Raw genomic sequence first — 18,428 nt, forward strand, 5'->3', positions numbered from 1 at the left:
ACGAATTAGTTACTCTTCTTCTGTGCCGGGGCCTGGCCTTTGCCTTTGTCCTGCAGCTGCGACGGAACCAGTACGGTCGTAACGCGTTTGCCTTTCTCGCTCGAGGCCTGCATTTTTTGCTCTTTCACCAGATAGGTGATCTGGTCGCCGGTAATGTTGCTGTCCAGCTGTTCCAGATACGCATTTCCGGTCAGGATGACCAGGTCCTTCGCCAGCTCATAGTGCATATGCGAGGCGTGGCCTTTCACCGGCTTGCCGTTGTCCTGCATCTGGTAGAAGGTGGCCGGGTTGCCGTAACCATCAATGATCTCTTTGCCCTGCTCGCCACCCGGACGGGTCACGACCACTTTATCGGCGTTAATTTTGATCGTCCCCTGGGTCATGACGACGTTACCCGTGAAGGTAACAACGTTCCCCTGCATATCGAGAGACTGAGTGTCAGACTCGATATGGATCGGCTGGTCGGTATCGCCCGTTACAGCAAGCGCGGGGAGACTGGTCGCCAGCATCGCGCTGGCGATAATTACTTTAAGGCTGAGTTTGTTTGTTTTGAATTTCATAGGAGGTTCTAACCTTTTCAATCAGCTCGGCGTTTTTGCTGCGTAAGTTCCCGCGCATTCTCAAACCGCTGGAATTAAATGTTGTGCCATACAGTGTGACCAGATCTTGCGAGGTCACGTCCTGGGTAACCAGGTTGATTTGGGCATTATCCGTCGTAATTTTTCGCAGTTGCGAGTCAGCGGTCAGGGCGTTGACTTCAACGTGGCCATACAGATAAAGCATACGGTCATTTGTCAGTTTTGCCCGATCTGACTTAATTGACCACGTCGGCACTTTGTCTTTATCAAATGTGGTCATGACGGGCTGGGTAAACCATGAAACACCGTCATCTGAAAAATATTCAACATGCTGAGCAATCAGGCGATAGTTCAGCGCGCCTTCCGGGCTATAGACCACGGTGTCGCTGTGATCGCTTTTATAGGTTGGATCGTTATTGTTGATCGCTTCCGTTTGCGTTTCGTCGCGATCGGCAAGGTTCACGCCAATCAATACCAGGGCGACAAGCGCAAGCAAAATGATAATCCAACGTCTGGTTTTACTCATATCGATTGCCCTTTGGCCTCATCAAGCTTGCCCTGCGCCAGCAGAAGCAGATCGCAGACTTCACGGACGGCACCGCGGCCACCGTTAATGTGGGTAACGTAGTCCGCGCGCGGGATCAGCAGCGGATGCGCATCCGCAACGGCGATACTCAGCCCGACTTCAGCCATCACGGGCCAGTCAATGAGATCGTCCCCGACGTAGGCCACGTTTTCCGGTGCGATAGCCAGTTTACCCAGTAAATCCCTAAACGCCGCCATTTTATCGGATTGACCCTGATAAAGATGGGTAATGCCTAAGGTTTCACAGCGATCTTCTACCAGTTTAGCGTTTCGCCCGGTGATGATCGCCACCTCAATACCGGAGGTGAGCGCACAGCGGATACCGTAGCCGTCGCGAACGTTAAACGCTTTCAGCTCTTCACCGCTATTGCCCATGTAGATCAGGCCGTCGGAGAGTACCCCATCCACATCCAGGATGAGCAGACGAATGTTTTCCGCCTTTGCCATCATTTGGGTACTCACCGGGCCATAACAGGTTGCAAGGGATGCACCCGCATTACTCATTGTCTTATCCTTCATTACACTACGCCTGCGCGCAGCAGATCATGCATATGTACCACACCCAGCAACTGGTCGCCATCGGCAACCATAACGGAGGTGATATGGCGGGACTGCATCAGGTTCAGCACATCCACTGCCAGCGTACCCGGACGCACGCGGATACCGCCCGGCGTCATCACATCGGCAATGCCGAGCGTGCGGACATCGACACCCATGTCAAATACGCGACGCAGGTCGCCATCGGTGAAGATCCCCTGAATTTTCATGAGATCGTCGCACACCACCGTCATACCCAAATTCTTGCGGGTGATCTCCAGCAGCGCATCACGCAGGGAGGCCTCTTTACTGACGTGAGGGATCTCATCCCCGGTGTGCATAATATCGTTTACCCGCAGCAGCAGCTTGCGCCCCAGCGCACCGCCCGGGTGGGAAAGCGCGAAATCTTCCGGCGTAAAACCGCGGGCTTCCAGCAGCGCGACGGCAAGCGCATCCCCCATTACCAGCGCGGCGGTGGTGCTCGACGTCGGCGCCAGGCCGAGCGGACAGGCCTCCTTGGGCACTTTCACGCACAGGTGAATATCGGCTGCACGCGCCATGCTACTTTCTGGACGGCTGGTCATGCAAATAAGCGGTACCTGCAGTCGCTTCAGCACCGGGATCAGCGCCAGAATTTCATTGGACTCACCGGAGTTGGACAGCGCGATGACGATATCCTGCGGCGTCACCATACCCAGGTCACCGTGCGCGGCTTCCCCCGGATGGACAAAGAAGGAGGAGGTTCCGGTGCTGGCAAACGTGGCCGCCATTTTGCGTCCAATGTGGCCGGATTTGCCCATCCCCATCACCACGACTTTACCGGCACAGTAGAACATCTTCTCACAAGCCAGACTAAAATCCTGATTAATGTACTGATCTAACTGCGCCAGACCTTCACGTTCAATCTCCAGAACCTCTTTGCCTGCCTTCTGAAAGTCAAAACCCGGCTGCAATTCTATTTGCGACATAATGCGTTTCCGTTTACCCAGAGAGAAGAGGCGAGAGCCAGTACAGCATCGCCATCCATACGATAAATCCACCCGTCAGCAGCGCGCCTGCGCCTTTGCCGATCTGTCGTTGCCGCCGCCAGCAGAGCAGGGCAAATATCACGCTGACCAATAACATCACGCCGTAGTCGCGTGAGAACGCCAGAGGATTAAAGGGCCCTGGCGTAATCAGGGCCGGCAGACCCATCACAATGGCGATATTAAAAATGTTAGAACCGATGATATTACCAATGGCAATGTCATCCTCGCCTTTACGCGCTCCGGCAATGGCCGTGGCCAGCTCCGGCAGGCTTGTACCGATGGCAATCACCGTCAGCCCAATGGTCAGTTCACTGATGGCGAAATAGTTCGCCAGCACCGTCGCGTTATCCACGACCATGCGCGTGGCCATCGGCATGATGATCAGCGCAACGCCAAGCCAGAGCAGGGCGACAGGCAGCGTGCCTTCCCGCGGCAGTTCGGCAACCTGCTCGCGCGTGAGGCTGTCCTGGCCCTGTTTCTCAGCCAGACGGGCGATTTTAACACTATACAGCAGCCAAATGACGGCCAGCGCCAGCAGGAAAATGCCGTCGCTGTAGCTCAGTACCCCATCGTAAAATACGCAGCCTGCCAGCAGACTTACAATTAACATTAGCGGCAATTCACGGCGCAGAACATCAGAATGCACGCGAAATGGATGGTGCAGGGCGGCCAGGCCTAAAATCAAGAGTATATTGACGATGTTAGAGCCAATCGCGGTGCCTACCGCGAGGTCTAACTGACCATGCAGCGAAGCCGTAACGGAGACGATGATTTCAGGAAGTGACGTTCCCACGCTGACCACGGTCATCCCGATGACGACAGGCGGCACGCCCGTCAGACGACAGAAGATAGATGCAGCAAACACTAAACGGTCAGCACTGTAGACCACCAAAAGTAAACCAATTATTAACAGTGCTGTTGCTAAAAGCATCAAAAGTCCTTTCTTCAGGTATACTCGTCGGTCCATCGCGCGGGAATGGCTGGACTGCATACAGTCTGAGGCGTAACGAATTCCTAATTTTGACTTTATGCGCCGGAAAAGTAAAACAAATGCCAGCTTTCGCTAACCTCAACGGCTATTATTCTGTAAAAATGCGCAGTTGAGGGCTGATTCAGTCGGCATGCCTTAACGTGAGCAGGGTAATAAAGGAACCATAAATGAGCCAAACGATGGCGAATTTAGTCGATGTTCGCGGTGTGAGTTTTTCTCGCGCCAACAGATTGATATTTGACGATATTTCGTTGACCGTACCGCGTGGCAAGATCACTGCCATCATGGGGCCGTCCGGGATCGGTAAAACGACCCTGCTGCGCCTTATTGGTGGGCAGATCCCACCGGATAGCGGTGAAATCCTCTTTGATGGCGAAAACATCCCGGAGATGTCGCGCTCGCGCCTGTATACTGTCCGCAAACGCATGAGCATGCTCTTTCAGTCGGGCGCCTTATTCACCGACATGAACGTCTTTGATAACGTGGCCTATCCGCTGCGCGAGCATACCCGCCTGCCGCCTGAACTGCTGAAAAGCACGGTAATGATGAAGCTCGAAGCCGTCGGTTTGCGGGGCGCCGCGAAGCTGATGCCTTCCGAACTGTCCGGCGGGATGGCGCGTCGCGCCGCGCTGGCACGCGCGATTGCATTAGAACCCGATCTCATCATGTTCGACGAACCGTTTGTTGGACAGGATCCCATCACGATGGGCGTGCTGGTGAAGCTCATCTCTGAACTGAACAGCGCGCTTGGCGTCACCTGCATTGTGGTCTCTCACGATGTACCGGAAGTATTGAGCATTGCCGATTACGCCTATATTGTGGCGGACAAAAAGATCGTCGCACACGGCAGCGCCCAGGCGCTGCAGGAAAATTGCGATCCGCGCGTGCGGCAGTTCCTTGACGGTATTGCAGATGGCCCCGTGCCGTTCCGCTACCCGGCGGGCGACTATCGTGACGATTTACTGGGAATAGGGAGTTAAGCCACTCATGCTGCTAAATGCGTTGGCCGCTCTCGGACACCGTGGCATAAAAACCATCAGGACGTTCGGGCGCGCCGGATTGATGTTATTCAACGCGCTGGTCGGCAAGCCGGAATTCCGTAAGCACGCGCCGCTGCTGGTGCGGCAGCTTTATAATGTCGGCGTGCTGTCGATGCTCATCATTATTGTCTCCGGTCTGTTTATCGGTATGGTGCTTGGGCTGCAGGGCTATCTGGTTCTGACAACCTACAGTGCAGAAACCAGCCTCGGGATGCTGGTGGCACTCTCGCTGCTGCGTGAACTGGGGCCGGTTGTGGCGGCGCTGCTGTTCGCCGGGCGCGCGGGGTCGGCATTAACGGCTGAAATTGGCCTGATGCGAGCGACCGAGCAGCTCTCCAGCATGGAGATGATGGCGGTCGATCCGCTGCGTCGCGTCATCTCGCCGCGTTTCTGGGCGGGAGTCATCTCTTTACCGCTGTTAACGATTCTGTTCGTCGCGGTGGGTATCTGGGGCGGTTCGCTGGTTGGCGTGCACTGGAAAGGCATTGATGCCGGTTTCTTCTGGTCCGCGATGCAGGACGCCATTGACCTGCGAATGGATCTGGTTAACTGCCTGATTAAAAGCGTGGTCTTTGCCATTACGGTCACCTGGATTGCATTGTTCAACGGTTACGATGCAATCCCAACGTCGGCGGGCATTAGCCGCGCCACTACACGTACAGTCGTACATTCGTCGCTGGCCGTACTGGGCCTGGATTTTGTGCTCACCGCACTGATGTTTGGGAATTGAGTTCATGCAAACGAGAAAAAATGAAATTTGGGTCGGTGTATTCCTGCTGCTGGCGCTGCTGGCCGCGCTGTTTATCTGCCTGAGAGCGGCGGATATCACCTCAGTGCGCACCGAGCCGACGTATCGCATCTATGCCACCTTCGATAACATCGGCGGGCTGAAGGCGCGTTCACCGGTCCGCATCGGCGGCGTGGTGATAGGACGCGTAACTGACATTACTCTTGATGAGAAAACCTATCTGCCGCGCGTCGCGATGGATATCGAAGAGCGTTACAACCACATTCCGGACACCAGCTCCCTTTCTATCCGTACTTCCGGGCTGCTGGGCGAACAATATCTGGCGCTTAACGTCGGCTTTGAAGACCCCGAGCTGGGAACGACTATCCTTAAAGACGGTAGCGTTATCCAGGACACCAAGTCCGCCATGGTGCTGGAAGATATGATTGGTCAGTTCCTTTACAACAGTAAAGGGGATGATAAAAAGTCTGACAATGCCCCTGCGCAGAGTGAAGACCATACCAATGCGGCACCGACCCCAGGTGCGGCGAATTAATATCAGGAGAAGTCATTCATGTTTAAACGACTGTTAATGGTTGCCATGCTGGTCATCGCTCCTCTCACCGCGGCTCATGCTGCGGATCAGAGTAACCCGTACAAACTGATGGACGAAGCGGCGAAGAAGACCTTCGATCGTCTTAAAAACGAACAGCCTAAAATTCGTGCTAATCCTGATTATCTGCGTGACGTCGTTGACCAGGAGCTGCTGCCGTATGTGCAGATTAAGTACGCGGGTGCGCTGGTGCTGGGCCGCTATTACAAAGACGCCACCCCTGCGCAGCGTGATGCGTACTTTGCCGCGTTCCGTGAATACCTGAAGCAGGCGTATGGTCAGGCGCTGGCGATGTACCACGGTCAGACCTATCAGATTGCGCCTGAGCAGCCGCTGGGCGATGCGACTATCATCCCTATCCGCGTGACAATCAGCGATCCAAACGGTCGTCCGCCGGTGCGTCTGGATTTCCAGTGGCGTAAAAACAGCCAGACCGGTCACTGGCAGGCGTATGACATGATTGCCGAAGGGGTAAGCATGATCACCACCAAACAGAACGAATGGAGCGACCTGCTGCGTACCAAAGGCATTGATGGCCTGACCGCGCAGCTGCAGTCCATTGCTCGTCAGAAAATTACCCTGGACGAGAAGAAGTAATGTCACAGCAACTCAGCTGGTCGCGTGAAGGCGAGACGTTAAAGCTGTCCGGTGAGCTGGATCAGGATCTGCTGAACCCACTGTGGGACAAACGCCATGAAGCGATGCAGGGCGTGACGATTATTGATTTAACCGACGTCTCGCGGGTGGATACGGCGGGTGTGGCGCTGCTTGCCCATCTGGTTGCGGTAGGGAAAAAGCAGGGGGCTCGCGTCACGCTTCACGGCGCGAGCGATAATGTCGTCACCCTTGCGCAGCTCTACAATCTGCCTCAGGACGTCCTGCCTCGTTAATATTTTCAGTGCGTTACTTCCTAAAGCCCTGACAGTTTCATCGTCGGGGCTTTTTGCTTGTTTATGACCGCGCCACTTTGCTCTAAGATGTTTGGCTTGTTTTCACTATCAGATGATTAAGAGCCCATGGAAAATCATGAAATCCAGACAGTGCTGATGAACGCACTCTCCCTTCAGGAAGCCCACGTCACTGGCGATGGCAGTCACTTCCAGGTTATTGCTGTGGGTGAGATGTTCGACGGTATGAGCCGTGTGAAGAAGCAGCAGGCTGTGTACGCGCCGCTGATGGAATATATTGCGGATAACCGCATCCACGCCCTGTCGATTAAAGCGTTCACCCCGCAAGAGTGGGCACGCGATCGCAAACTAAACGGTTTTTGAGCTGAGGGCGACAGGCCCGCAGCACGGTTGAATTTATAAGAGAGCACACAATGGATAAATTTCGTGTACAGGGGCCAACGCGTCTCCAGGGCGAAGTCACAATTTCTGGCGCGAAAAACGCCGCGCTGCCAATCCTCTTCGCTGCGCTGCTCGCGGAAGAGCCGGTAGAAATTCAGAACGTACCGAAGCTGAAAGATATCGACACCACCATGAAGCTGCTCACCCAGCTGGGCACGAAAGTTGAGCGTAACGGTTCCGTCTGGATCGACGCCAGCAAGGTGAACAACTTCTCTGCCCCTTACGATCTGGTGAAAACCATGCGTGCATCCATCTGGGCGCTTGGGCCGCTGGTGGCGCGTTTTGGTCAGGGGCAGGTCTCTCTGCCGGGCGGCTGCGCCATCGGTGCGCGTCCGGTTGACCTGCACATCTTTGGTCTGGAGAAACTGGGCGCAGAGATCAAGCTGGAAGAAGGTTACGTTAAAGCGTCCGTTAATGGCCGTCTGAAAGGCGCGCACATTGTCATGGACAAAGTGAGCGTGGGCGCAACGGTGACCATTATGTCTGCGGCGACGCTGGCTGAAGGTACCACTATCATCGAAAACGCCGCGCGCGAACCGGAAATTGTGGACACCGCCAACTTCCTCGTGGCGCTGGGTGCGAAGATCACCGGTCAGGGTACCGACCGTATCACTATCGAGGGCGTTGAGCGCCTGGGCGGTGGTGTTTACCGCGTGCTGCCGGACCGTATCGAAACCGGTACCTTCCTGGTTGCCGCGGCGATCTCTGGCGGCAAGATTGTTTGTCGTAACGCGCAGCCAGATACGCTGGATGCGGTGCTGGCGAAGCTGCGTGATGCGGGTGCAGATATCGAAATCGGTGAAGACTGGATCAGCCTTGATATGCACGGCCAGCGTCCAAAAGCGGTCAATGTGCGTACGGCGCCGCATCCGGCGTTCCCGACCGATATGCAGGCGCAGTTCACCTTGCTGAACCTGGTCGCCGAAGGTACCGGCTTCATCACAGAAACCATTTTCGAAAACCGCTTTATGCACGTACCGGAGCTGATCCGTATGGGCGCGCATGCTGAGATCGAAAGTAATACCGTGATTTGCCATGGCGTGGAGAAACTGTCAGGTGCTCAGGTGATGGCAACCGATCTGCGTGCGTCTGCAAGCCTGGTGCTGGCGGGTTGTATCGCGGAAGGCACAACGATCGTGGATCGTATCTATCACATCGATCGCGGTTATGAGCGTATCGAAGATAAACTGCGCGCGCTGGGTGCCAACATCGAGCGTGTGAAGGGCGAGTAATCGTTCCGGCAGCCCCCTGCCAGAGATGACCGGGGGGTTGCTGTTCCTGTCAAAAATGCGTTATTCCTGCGGTTCTTTTTTTACTTTTCTCTGACGAATCATGCGCGATCTGTCGATAAATTCATGGGTAATGGGATCGTGGTAGCGCGAAGGCCAAATTATCCACGGATGCGTATCCAGCGCCGTCGCGATAATTAATTCTCCCTTGGGCCAGGGGCGGGTGAGGGCATTTGCCAGAGTTGAAGAACTCAGTCCATGGCGGCGGGACTCTGCTGCCAGTGACGTGCCTCTTTTGCGCAGTGCGGCAATAATATCAGCCGTGTGCCAGTCGATAAACTTCGTATCCATAACGCTGTCCTTAAGTTCGGATTCACCTACGCCGTTTCTTCTGAAACGACGGGGTTTACTATACCCATTTCAAACTTTTGTTCTAAAAAGTTCGCGTTACTTGACGGGATATTCAGAATAAGACACGGCTTTATTCATGCGGTCTCTAAACCGATGAATTTACATGAATGCGGAATTTACTGGAGTGTACTTGCTTCTCCCCGGCGTGGTTGCGGGGAGAAGCAAGGAGGGATTAACGGTCGCGCTGAACGGCGATGTGGGCAAGACCAATCAGTGCGTCGCGCCACGGGCTGTCGGGAATAACCTGGAGAGCTTCGATGGCTTTATCGGCTTCTTCTTCAGCACGCTGACGCGTCCACTCCAGCGATCCGCAGATAGCCATGGTTTCCAGTACAGGTTCCAGGAGATGGCGGCCATTTCCCTGCTCGATCGCTTCACGGATCATTTTCGCCTGTTCCGCGGTTCCGTTGCGCATCGCATGGAGCAGCGGCAGGGTCGGCTTGCCTTCGTTGAGGTCGTCGCCGACGTTTTTGCCGAGCGTCTCGCCGTCGGCACTGTAGTCCAGCAAATCATCAATCAGCTGGAAGGCCGTACCCAGATAGCGGCCATAGTCCTGCAGGCCTTTTTCCTGTGCTTCGGTACAGTCAGCCAGAATGCCGGAACACTGGGCCGCCGCTTCAAACAGGCGCGCGGTTTTGCTGTAAATAACGCGCATGTAGTTTTCTTCGGTAATGTCTGGGTCGTTGACGTTCATCAGCTGCAGCACTTCGCCTTCAGCAATCACGTTTACGGCTTCGGACATCACTTCCAGCACTTTCAGAGAACCCAGGCTGGTCATCATCTGGAAGGCGCGGGTATAGATAAAATCCCCCACCAGGACGCTGGCTGCGTTGCCGAACGCGGCGTTTGCCGTGGCTTTGCCACGACGCATATCCGATTCATCCACCACATCGTCATGCAGAAGCGTTGCCGTGTGAATAAATTCGATGAGCGCTGCGATCGTGATGTGGGCATTTCCCTGATAACCAACGGCTCTGGCAGCCAGTATGGCGATCATCGGACGAATGCGTTTACCACCGCCGCTGACAATGTAATAGCCCAACTGATTAATCAGCTGAACGTCAGAGTTGAGTTGCTCCAGGATTGCTGCATTCACACCCGCCATATCTTGCGCGGTTAACTCGTTGATTTTTTCTAGATTCATCGCAAAAGCCGGGCTTTTTATCCTGTTGTTCCCATCTTCAATGGGGTAACGAAGGGTTTCGGTTTATCAATAGTAGCGCTGATTGTACTGAAAAAACGGCTCAGATAAACGTTACCGTACGTGTTGTGTTTTTTTTCTTCATGTATTGACGGTAGCACTTGTCAAAGGCTCGCGTTTTGCGTAATATTCGCGCCCTATTGTGAATATTTATAGCGCACTCTGATTCATACGAGGACGTGCGCGGAAGCGGAGTTTATATGTACGCGGTTTTCCAAAGTGGTGGTAAACAACACCGAGTAAGCGAAGGTCAGACCGTTCGCCTGGAAAAGCTGGACATCGCAACTGGCGAATCTGTTGAGTTCGCAGAAGTTCTGATGATCGCAAACGGTGAAGAAGTCAAAATCGGCGTTCCTTTCGTTGATGGCGGCGTTATCAAAGCTGAAGTTGTTGCACACGGTCGTGGCGAGAAAGTTAAAATCGTTAAGTTTCGTCGTCGTAAGCACTACCGTAAGCAGCAGGGCCACCGTCAGTGGTTCACTGATGTGAAAATTACTGGCATCAGCGCCTAAGACCTGAGGAGAGATTTAAATGGCACATAAAAAGGCTGGCGGCTCCACACGTAACGGTCGCGATTCAGAAGCTAAACGCCTGGGCGTTAAGCGTTTCGGTGGCGAATCCGTTCTGGCGGGTAGCATCATCGTTCGTCAACGTGGTACCAAATTCCACGCTGGCAACAACGTAGGTTGCGGTCGTGACCACACTCTGTTTGCTAAAGCAGACGGTAAAGTGAAATTTGAAGTTAAAGGCCCGAACAACCGTAAATACATCAGCATCGTTGCTGAGTAAGGTTTTCTCGGTCCGGTAACGGATTAAAGCCCCGCAACCTGTTGCGGGGCTTTTTACATTGGAAACCCGGTAATTTTTTCTGTAGGGAAAACGGGCATGAAGCAGCAGGCCGGCATAGGAATTCTTTTGGCGCTCACTACGGCAATGTGTTGGGGTGCGCTGCCAATTGCAATGAAGCAGGTACTGGAAGTGATGGAGCCGCCTACGGTGGTCTTTTATCGCTTTCTGATGGCAAGCATCGGCCTCGGGGCCATTCTGGCCGTCAAAGGTAAGCTTCCTCCCCTGCGGCTCTTCCGTAAACCGCGCTGGCTGGTGTTGCTGGCTATCGCGACGGGCGGTCTGTTCGGTAACTTCATCCTGTTCAGCTCTTCCCTGCAATATCTCAGCCCCACGGCGTCGCAGGTGATAGGTCAGCTTTCACCGGTGGGCATGATGGTTGCCAGCGTCTTTATCCTCAAGGAAAAGATGCGCGGTACCCAGATTATCGGGGCGAGCATGCTGTTGTGCGGTCTGGTGATGTTCTTCAACACCAGTCTGATAGAAATTTTTACCCGCCTGACGGATTACACATGGGGTGTAATTTTTGGTGTGGGGGCAGCAACGGTCTGGGTGAGCTATGGCGTCGCACAAAAGGTGTTATTGCGCCGACTTGCCTCACAGCAGATCCTCTTTTTGCTGTACACTTTGTGTACAATAGCGTTGCTGCCGTTAGCGAAGCCGGGTGTGATTGCCCAGCTTAGCGACTGGCAGCTGGCGTGCCTCATTTTTTGTGGGCTCAACACGCTGGTTGGCTATGGCGCGCTGGCCGAGGCGATGGCGCGCTGGCAGGCAGCTCAGGTGAGCGCGTTAATCACGCTTACCCCGCTGTTTACGCTGTTATTTTCAGATTTGTTATCAATGGCCTGGCCCGATGTCTTCGTCAGACCGATGCTCAACCTGTTGGGCTATCTCGGTGCGTTTGTCGTGGTTGCGGGCGCGATGTATTCCGCCATTGGTCATCGTCTTTGGGGACGTTGGCGCAAAAATGAAGCGGTTGTAGTGGTCCCCCGCTCAGGCGAATGAGTTACGGAGAGTAAAATGAAGTTTGTTGATGAAGCGACGATCCTGGTCGTGGCTGGTGATGGCGGCAATGGTTGCGTGAGCTTCCGCCGTGAAAAGTATATCCCTCGTGGCGGCCCTGATGGCGGCGACGGCGGGGATGGTGGTGACGTGTGGCTGGAGGCGGATGAGAACCTCAACACGCTGATCGACTACCGTTTCGAAAAATCTTTCCGCGCTGAACGTGGCCAGAACGGCCAGAGCCGTGACTGTACCGGTAAACGCGGTAAAGACGTGACCATTAAAGTTCCGGTCGGTACGCGCGTGATTGACCAGGGCACCGGTGAAACCATGGGTGACATGACCAAGCACGGTCAGCGCCTGATGGTGGCGAAAGGCGGCTGGCACGGTCTGGGTAACAGCCGTTTCAAATCTTCCGTTAACCGTACCCCGCGTCAGAAAACGATGGGTACGCCGGGCGATAAGCGCGACCTGCAGCTGGAGCTGATGCTTCTGGCTGACGTGGGCATGCTGGGTATGCCAAACGCCGGTAAATCGACGTTCATTCGCGCCGTCTCTGCGGCGAAACCAAAAGTGGCGGACTATCCGTTTACCACGCTGGTACCAAGCCTGGGCGTTGTCCGTATGGATAACGAGAAGAGCTTTGTGGTCGCCGATATTCCGGGCCTGATTGAAGGCGCTGCGGAAGGCGCGGGTCTGGGTATTCGCTTCCTGAAACACCTTGAGCGTTGCCGCGTGCTGCTGCACCTCATCGATATCGATCCTATCGACGGTTCCGATCCGGTTGAAAACGCGCGCATCATCGTTGGTGAGCTGGAAAAATACAGCGAAAAACTGGCAAATAAACCACGCTGGCTGGTCTTCAACAAGATCGACCTGATGGACAAAGCCGAAGCGGAAGCCAAAGCCAAAGCGATTGCTGAAGCGATGGGTTGGGAAGATAAGTACTACCTGATCTCTGCGGCAAGCCAGGTTGGCGTGAAAGATCTCTGCTGGGATGTGATGACCTTCATCATCGAGAACCCAATCGTTCAGGCGGAAGAAGCTAAACAGCCTGAAAAAGTCGAATTCATGTGGGATGACTACCACCGCCAGCAGCTCGAAGAGCTGGAAGCGGAAGAAGACGATGAAGACTGGGACGATGACTGGGATGAAGACGACGAAGAAGGCGTCGAGTTCATCTACAAGCACTAACAGCTGTCCAGGCCCCCATCATGGGGGCTTTTTCTATTCCAGCGTTGAGGGAAGCCAGCAGCTGGCGATTAAACCGCCTTCAGCGCCATTCTCAAGCGTCAGCCTGCCGCGGTGAAGCTGCACGATGCGCTGCACGATGCTCAGGCCCAGACCGCTGCCGCCGTAGCGCTGGTCAAGACGGCGGAACGGCTCGGTAATTGACTGTCTGTGCGCTTCATCAATCCCCGGCCCCTGATCGATAACGCTAATCTGCGTTCCCCCGTCGACCTCGGTTAATGTCACCGTAATTGTTGTCCCTGCCGGACTGTAGCGTCCGGCATTCTCCAGCAGGTTGCGCAGCATCAGGCGCAGGAGCACAGCGTCTCCCTGAACCGTGAGGGCGCTTTTAGCGGGCCAAATCACCGTATGCTCTTTGGCTTCATGCCCCAGGCCGAGCGGTTCAATGATATTTTCCGTCCAGTTAACGGTTTCGTAGTGGCCGCTGGCCATTGCCTGCCCCGCACGGGCCAGCATCAGCAGTTGCTCAACGGTATGCATAAGCTGATCGATACGGCTAATCAGCGTTGCGGCCTGTGGCGCGCCCGACTGCGCCATCAGCTCAAGATGGAGCCGGATACCGGCAAGAGGCGTTCGGAGCTCGTGCGCGGCGTCTGCGGTGAAGAGACGCTCCTGTTGAATGGTATTGTCCAGCCGGGCGAGAAGCTGGTTCAGGGAGGTCGTCACCGCGCCGATTTCCTCCATGTCGGAATACATCGGCAGCGGCGTTAAGTTATCGGCCGAACGGTTAGCGAGGCTGTCGCGGAGTTTATTCAGCGGCCGGGTTATCCAGGTGACCGCCCAGAAGGAGAAGAGCAGGGTGAAGCCGACCATCACCAGAGAAGGGACCAGAAGAGAGGCGATTGCCTCGCGGATCTCTTTCTCAACATGGTTATTGCGGGCTTTCGCCGACAGCGTTTCACTGACCAGAAAACTAATCTGCTCGCGGCTTTCGTGCCATAGCCAGATGACGCTTATCAGCTGGAAAAATAACAGAATGACCGCCAGCAGCACCATCAGACGCCGACGCATGCTGTTCATTTCTGGCTCTCCAGACGATAGCCGACGCCGCGAACGGTTTTGATCCTGTCCTTGCCGAGCTTACGCCGCAGGTTGTGGATATGGACCTCAAGGGTATTTGAGCCGGGATCGTCCTGCCAGGAGTAGATATCCTGCTGGAGCGTCTCTCTGTGCACCGTTTGTCCGCTGCGCATGATCAGACGCGTAAGCAAGGCGAACTCTTTTGGCGTCACCTCTACGGCCTGATCCTGACGCAATACCTGCTGGGTTTGCAGATTCAGGGTAATATCGCCGTCGGTCAGTAAGTTATCACTATGCCCCTGATAGCGGCGAATTAACGCTCGCACCCGAGCCTGCAGCTCCGCGAGCGCAAAAGGCTTCACCAGGTAATCATCTGCGCCTGCGTCGAGGCCGGTGATACGATCTTCAATGGCATCGCGCGCCGTCAGGATCAAGACCGGATTGGCGATACCGCGGCGTCGCCATTGGCTGAGCAGCGTGGCGCCGTCTTTATCCGGCAAGCCCAAATCGAGGATCACCAGACTGTATTCGCCGCTCTGAATCAGGGCGTCCGCCTCTGCTGCGGTGCCGGCACAGTCGAGGGCGTACCCTTCGTTCGCCAGCCCCAGCGCCAGCCCTTCCTGCAATAACAGATCGTCTTCAACTATAAGTAGTTTCATCGCTAGTTATTCTGGTAGATGTCCTTATAAAGCCTGCTTTCGAAGCGAACAAGCGGAATACGACGATTGCGCTGGTCGGTCGGTTCGACGGCATAGCCGGAAAGATACTGCACGAATGCCATGCGCTGTCCGCTGGCGGTGGTGATGAAGCCTGCAAGGTTATAGACCCCCTGCAGTGAGCCTGTTTTAGCGGAAACTTTGCCGTCCACGCCGGCAGCGTGAAGCCCGGCGCGGTACTGCAGTGTGCCGTCATGCCCGGCCAGCGGCAGCATCGAAATAAAGTTTAGCTCAGTGTCATGCTGTGCAATGTACTGAAGTACCTGCATCATCGTGGCCGGAGAGATCAAGTTATGGCGCGATAGTCCGGAGCCATCGACGGCGATGGTATTCCCCAGATCGATCCCCGCCTGCTGGCGGAGGATCTGACGAACCGCATCTGACCCCGCGCGCCAGGTGCCCGGCACGCCGAAACGGGCGTGACCAATCATGCGGAACACCGTGTCGGCAATCATGTTGTCTGACTTTTTCAGCATGATTCGCAGCAGGTCGTGCAGCGGAGGAGACTGTTTGCTGGCGACGACCGTACCGGGCTGGTTGACCTGCGTCTGACGAAGCAGCGTGCCGGTGTAGGTGATGCCCGCTTGTTTCAGTTCATCCTTCAGAATGGCGCCCGCATAGCTTGCACCATCCTGTATCGCAAAGGCCAGCGGCAGGGGATCGGCGCGCTGCGTCAGGCAGCCGGTAAGCGTGAAGCGGTTAAGATCGCCCGGCACAACGTCAAGTTCACAGTACTGCGCATCCGGGGATCCTTTCGCCAGCGTGCGAACCTGGCTAAACATGGTCACCGGATAGTAGGACGCGATGCGGATAAACGCTAAATCATCGGGCTTTGGCGCGCTGTAAAGCGAAACCGAGAAGCAGTTACGGTCAACAATCGCGGCGGCGGGCGGGGCGCTAAAGCACTGGGTCATGTCGTTCCACGGCCAGCCGGGCGCTTTATCGTGGCTGGCAAAAATGGAGGTATCGATCAGCACGTTACCCTCGATTTTCTGTACGCCAGATTTTTTCAGCACCGCAACCATGTTGCGGATATCCTGGCGCTTAAAGGTCGGATCGCCGCCAAAACGGGCGATAAGATCGCCTTTCAGTTCGCCAGCCTCGACGTTACCTTTGGTTTCGAGCGTGGTCGTAAAGCGGAAGTCGGGCCCGAGCTGGAGCAGGGCGGCGAGGGCAGTGATCACCTTTTGGGTACTGGCAGGCAGCGCCATCTGTTGACTGTGATAGTCAATCTCCGGAGCCGGCGCGCCAACCTTCTGCACCATCAGGGCGAGGTTCGCGCCTGCGGGGAGCTGATTAATGTACTCATCAACGTTCGCGGCCTGGGCGGCGAACGTTAAACTGGTAGTCAATCCGATGATAAATCTGGAAAATCGCATAATCTCGCGCTAACAACCCGAAAACAAACCGTCATACTACGGTGCATGGCACTGCAAAGTAAACGATGACCCATAGTGAACTTCGCGGTAAAATGCATATCAAATTGAAAAATTGCTGCTGACCTGGGGCGTTGCTCCCGGGTCGGTTTTCTTTTTGCTTCTTGCCCGCTTCGGGGGGCAGGAGCAGGGAACACTGCTCCCAACAGGAATGTTTAAGAGGTATAACAAATGCAAGCTATTCCGATGACCTTACGTGGTGCCGAAAAACTGCGCGAAGAGCTGGATTTCCTGAAATCCGTGCGTCGCCCTGAAATCATCGCCGCTATCGCGGATGCGCGCGAGCATGGCGACCTGAAAGAGAACGCTGAATACCACGCCGCGCGTGAACAGCAGGGTTTCTGTGAAGGGCGCATTAAAGATATCGAAGCCAAACTGTCTAACGCACAGGTTATCGATATCACCAAAATGCCGAACAATGGGCGTGTGATCTTTGGCTCTACCGTTACCGTGCTCAACCTGGACAACGACGAAGAGCAGACCTATCGCATCGTGGGCGATGATGAAGCAGACTTCAAACAGAACCTGATTTCAGTGAACTCGCCGATTGCTCGCGGCCTGATTGGCAAAGAGCAGGACGATGTGGTCACCATCCGCACCCCTGGCGGTGAAGTGGAATACGAAATTATTAAGGTTGAATACCTGTAATTCGCTTCTCTACTAAGATGTTGATACATTGTAAAGAAAAGAAAAAGGCCGCATAGCGGCCTTTTATCAACTCAAGGAGCATGGCATTTTGCTCGCCTGCTGACAGAAATCCCTCGTTTCACACAGAAAATGTGTTTGATTCAGGATATCCTTAGCGTGGCAGCGAGATTTTACGCTCTTTAGATGGGCGGTAGAGCACCAGCGTTTTACCGATGACCTGTACATTACAGGCGCCGGTTTCGCGCACGATGGCTTCCACGATCAGGTTTTTAGTGTCTCTGTCTTCAGAGGCGATTTTCACCTTGATCAGCTCGTGGTGTTCCAGCGCTTGTTCAATCTCGGCAAGCACCCCTTCGGTCAAACCATTGTTGCCAAGCATCACTACAGGCTTGAGCGGATGTGCCAGACCCTTAAGGTGCTGTTTTTGTTTAGTACTCAGATTCATCGTATATTTTTGCTTACGTTGGGATTGAAAACGGTTCATTCTACCGCCATCTCCCTTATATCGCCAAATAGCTGCGTAGAAATTTACGTCACAGGCAAGTAACGATGAACCACGACGGAAATGTTAAATGACAGGTAAAAAGCGTTCTGCCAGCTCCAGCCGCTGGCTTCAGGAACACTTTAGCGATAAATATGTTCAACAGGCACAGAAAAAGGGGTTACGTTCCCGTGCCTGGTTTAAACTTGATGAAATACAGCAAAGTGACAAACTTTTTAAGCCGGGGATGACGGTGGTTGACCTCGGTGCGGCACCTGGCGGATGGTCCCAGTATGCGGTAACGCAGATCGGCGGAACGGGCCGAATCATCGCGTGCGATCTTTTACCAATGGATCCCATCGTCGGTGTCGACTTCCTTCAGGGCGACTTTCGTGATGAATTAGTGCTGAAAGCGTTACTTGATCGTGTAGGTGACAGTAAGGTCCAGGTAGTCATGTCAGATATGGCACCAAATATGTGCGGAACACCGGCGGTGGATATCCCCCGCGCCATGTATCTGGTGGAGCTAGCGTTAGAAATGTGTCGTGATGTACTAGCGCCTGGTGGTAGTTTTGTTGTGAAGGTGTTTCAGGGCGAAGGTTTCGAGGAGTATCTTAAGGAAATTCGCTCCCTGTTTGCGAAGGTCAAAGTTCGTAAGCCGGACTCTTCCCGGGCCCGTTCCCGTGAAGTGTATATTGTAGCGACCGGGCGAAAATGATAACCGGGAGATTTCAGACGA

The 18,428-nt window shown here is 54.6% G+C and carries 24 protein-coding genes; 13 read left to right on the forward strand and 11 right to left on the reverse strand.

Going from position 1 to position 18,428, the window contains the following annotated elements:
- Positions 1-5 precede the first annotated feature (5 nt).
- From lptA to ACMWKK_RS11605, 5 genes are read right to left on the reverse strand one after another with little or no spacing between them, the layout of a single operon-like run.
- Positions 6-560, reverse strand: coding sequence for a lipopolysaccharide ABC transporter substrate-binding protein LptA (gene lptA, locus ACMWKK_RS11585; protein ID WP_023309358.1), 555 nt, complete (start codon positions 558-560; stop codon positions 6-8).
- Complete coding sequence (gene lptC, locus ACMWKK_RS11590) at positions 529-1,104, reverse strand: LPS export ABC transporter periplasmic protein LptC (protein WP_032642380.1); 576 nt, start codon at positions 1,102-1,104, stop codon at positions 529-531. The genes lptA and lptC overlap by 32 nt, the downstream gene beginning before the upstream one ends.
- Entirely contained in the window at positions 1,101-1,667 is a 567-nt protein-coding gene (gene kdsC / locus ACMWKK_RS11595) for a 3-deoxy-manno-octulosonate-8-phosphatase KdsC (protein ID WP_112780536.1), read from the reverse strand. The genes lptC and kdsC overlap by 4 nt, the downstream gene beginning before the upstream one ends.
- A 14-nt stretch (positions 1,668-1,681) precedes the next feature.
- Complete coding sequence (gene kdsD / locus ACMWKK_RS11600) at positions 1,682-2,668, reverse strand: arabinose-5-phosphate isomerase KdsD (RefSeq protein WP_023333606.1); 987 nt, start codon at positions 2,666-2,668, stop codon at positions 1,682-1,684.
- Positions 2,669-2,681: 13 nt separating this feature from the next.
- Positions 2,682-3,659 (reverse strand): calcium/sodium antiporter, encoded by a 978-nt coding sequence (locus ACMWKK_RS11605; RefSeq protein ID WP_112780497.1) that lies wholly within the window; start codon positions 3,657-3,659, stop codon positions 2,682-2,684.
- A 227-nt stretch (positions 3,660-3,886) separates the two neighbouring features.
- On the opposite strand from ACMWKK_RS11605, the gene mlaF reads away from it, so the two are divergent.
- The 7 genes from mlaF (at position 3,887) to murA (ending at position 8,680) form a co-directional block, all read left to right on the forward strand.
- Positions 3,887-4,699, forward strand: a complete 813-nt coding sequence (gene mlaF / locus ACMWKK_RS11610; protein WP_112780496.1) for a phospholipid ABC transporter ATP-binding protein MlaF — start codon at positions 3,887-3,889, stop codon at positions 4,697-4,699.
- A 7-nt stretch (positions 4,700-4,706) separates the two neighbouring features.
- The gene (gene mlaE / locus ACMWKK_RS11615) at positions 4,707-5,489 is read left to right on the forward strand and encodes a lipid asymmetry maintenance ABC transporter permease subunit MlaE (protein ID WP_010436044.1); all 783 of its coding nucleotides are present in this window, start codon (positions 4,707-4,709) and stop codon (positions 5,487-5,489) included.
- Positions 5,490-5,493: 4 nt separating this feature from the next.
- Positions 5,494-6,042 carry an outer membrane lipid asymmetry maintenance protein MlaD gene (gene mlaD, locus ACMWKK_RS11620; protein ID WP_045329765.1) on the forward strand — a complete coding sequence of 183 codons (549 nt, stop codon included), beginning with the start codon at positions 5,494-5,496 and terminating at the stop codon, positions 6,040-6,042.
- 18 nt (positions 6,043-6,060) lie between these two features.
- Complete coding sequence (mlaC, locus tag ACMWKK_RS11625; protein WP_045329730.1) at positions 6,061-6,696, forward strand: phospholipid-binding protein MlaC; 636 nt, start codon at positions 6,061-6,063, stop codon at positions 6,694-6,696.
- Complete coding sequence (gene mlaB, locus ACMWKK_RS11630) at positions 6,696-6,989, forward strand: lipid asymmetry maintenance protein MlaB (RefSeq protein ID WP_045329732.1); 294 nt, start codon at positions 6,696-6,698, stop codon at positions 6,987-6,989. Before mlaC ends, mlaB begins: the two co-directional genes overlap by 1 nt.
- Before the next feature lie 126 nt (positions 6,990-7,115).
- On the forward strand, positions 7,116-7,370 hold the full coding sequence (gene ibaG, locus ACMWKK_RS11635) for a BolA family iron metabolism protein IbaG (RefSeq protein WP_008501458.1): 255 nt from the start codon (positions 7,116-7,118) through the stop codon (positions 7,368-7,370).
- Between the two features lie 50 nt (positions 7,371-7,420).
- Positions 7,421-8,680: a UDP-N-acetylglucosamine 1-carboxyvinyltransferase gene (gene murA / locus ACMWKK_RS11640; RefSeq protein ID WP_024906358.1), complete on the forward strand. Its 1,260-nt coding sequence runs from the start codon at positions 7,421-7,423 to the stop codon at positions 8,678-8,680.
- Between the two features lie 60 nt (positions 8,681-8,740).
- Here the strand turns inward: murA and sfsB are convergent, their stop codons facing one another.
- On the reverse strand, positions 8,741-9,028 hold the full coding sequence (gene sfsB, locus ACMWKK_RS11645) for a DNA-binding transcriptional regulator SfsB (RefSeq protein ID WP_045329734.1): 288 nt from the start codon (positions 9,026-9,028) through the stop codon (positions 8,741-8,743).
- Between the two features lie 232 nt (positions 9,029-9,260).
- Positions 9,261-10,232 carry an octaprenyl diphosphate synthase gene (ispB, locus tag ACMWKK_RS11650; RefSeq protein ID WP_045329735.1) on the reverse strand — a complete coding sequence of 324 codons (972 nt, stop codon included), beginning with the start codon at positions 10,230-10,232 and terminating at the stop codon, positions 9,261-9,263.
- A 257-nt stretch (positions 10,233-10,489) separates the two neighbouring features.
- On the opposite strand from ispB, the gene rplU reads away from it, so the two are divergent.
- The 4 genes from rplU to cgtA all read left to right on the forward strand — a co-directional run bounded on the left by rplU (position 10,490) and on the right by cgtA (position 13,331).
- Positions 10,490-10,801, forward strand: a complete 312-nt coding sequence (rplU, locus tag ACMWKK_RS11655) for a 50S ribosomal protein L21 (protein WP_003025032.1) — start codon at positions 10,490-10,492, stop codon at positions 10,799-10,801.
- Positions 10,802-10,820: 19 nt separating this feature from the next.
- A complete protein-coding gene (rpmA, locus tag ACMWKK_RS11660; RefSeq protein WP_004385076.1) occupies positions 10,821-11,078 on the forward strand; it encodes a 50S ribosomal protein L27 in 258 nt (85 codons plus the stop codon).
- A 96-nt stretch (positions 11,079-11,174) separates the two neighbouring features.
- A complete protein-coding gene (locus ACMWKK_RS11665; protein WP_045329737.1) occupies positions 11,175-12,140 on the forward strand; it encodes a DMT family transporter in 966 nt (321 codons plus the stop codon).
- A 15-nt stretch (positions 12,141-12,155) separates the two neighbouring features.
- Positions 12,156-13,331 carry an Obg family GTPase CgtA gene (cgtA, locus tag ACMWKK_RS11670; RefSeq protein WP_023309345.1) on the forward strand — a complete coding sequence of 392 codons (1,176 nt, stop codon included), beginning with the start codon at positions 12,156-12,158 and terminating at the stop codon, positions 13,329-13,331.
- A gap of 33 nt (positions 13,332-13,364) precedes the next feature.
- On the opposite strand, the gene pmrB is transcribed toward cgtA, so the two are convergent.
- The 3 genes from pmrB to dacB are packed head-to-tail and all read right to left on the reverse strand — an operon-like array spanning position 13,365 to position 16,503.
- On the reverse strand, positions 13,365-14,408 hold the full coding sequence (pmrB, locus tag ACMWKK_RS11675; protein WP_112780495.1) for a two-component system sensor histidine kinase PmrB: 1,044 nt from the start codon (positions 14,406-14,408) through the stop codon (positions 13,365-13,367).
- Positions 14,405-15,067: a two-component system response regulator PmrA gene (gene pmrA, locus ACMWKK_RS11680; protein ID WP_024906362.1), complete on the reverse strand. Its 663-nt coding sequence runs from the start codon at positions 15,065-15,067 to the stop codon at positions 14,405-14,407. Before pmrA ends, pmrB begins: the two co-directional genes overlap by 4 nt.
- 2 nt (positions 15,068-15,069) lie before the next feature.
- Positions 15,070-16,503: a serine-type D-Ala-D-Ala carboxypeptidase gene (dacB, locus tag ACMWKK_RS11685; protein ID WP_112780494.1), complete on the reverse strand. Its 1,434-nt coding sequence runs from the start codon at positions 16,501-16,503 to the stop codon at positions 15,070-15,072.
- A 228-nt stretch (positions 16,504-16,731) separates the two neighbouring features.
- Here dacB and greA point away from each other — a divergent pair, with 228 nt between their 5' ends.
- Entirely contained in the window at positions 16,732-17,208 is a 477-nt protein-coding gene (gene greA / locus ACMWKK_RS11690) for a transcription elongation factor GreA (RefSeq protein ID WP_014171793.1), read from the forward strand.
- 151 nt (positions 17,209-17,359) lie between these two features.
- Here greA and yhbY read toward each other — a convergent pair whose 3' ends face one another.
- On the reverse strand, positions 17,360-17,653 hold the full coding sequence (gene yhbY, locus ACMWKK_RS11695; protein WP_003861814.1) for a ribosome assembly RNA-binding protein YhbY: 294 nt from the start codon (positions 17,651-17,653) through the stop codon (positions 17,360-17,362).
- A gap of 127 nt (positions 17,654-17,780) precedes the next feature.
- On the opposite strand from yhbY, the gene rlmE reads away from it, so the two are divergent.
- Entirely contained in the window at positions 17,781-18,407 is a 627-nt protein-coding gene (rlmE, locus tag ACMWKK_RS11700; protein WP_003861812.1) for a 23S rRNA (uridine(2552)-2'-O)-methyltransferase RlmE, read from the forward strand.
- The last annotated feature ends 21 nt before the right edge of the window (positions 18,408-18,428 follow it).

It is taken from the genome of Enterobacter sp. 01-M-03-SI-ECC (assembly GCF_047530215.1).
Lineage (GTDB): Bacteria > Pseudomonadota > Gammaproteobacteria > Enterobacterales > Enterobacteriaceae > Enterobacter > Enterobacter chengduensis.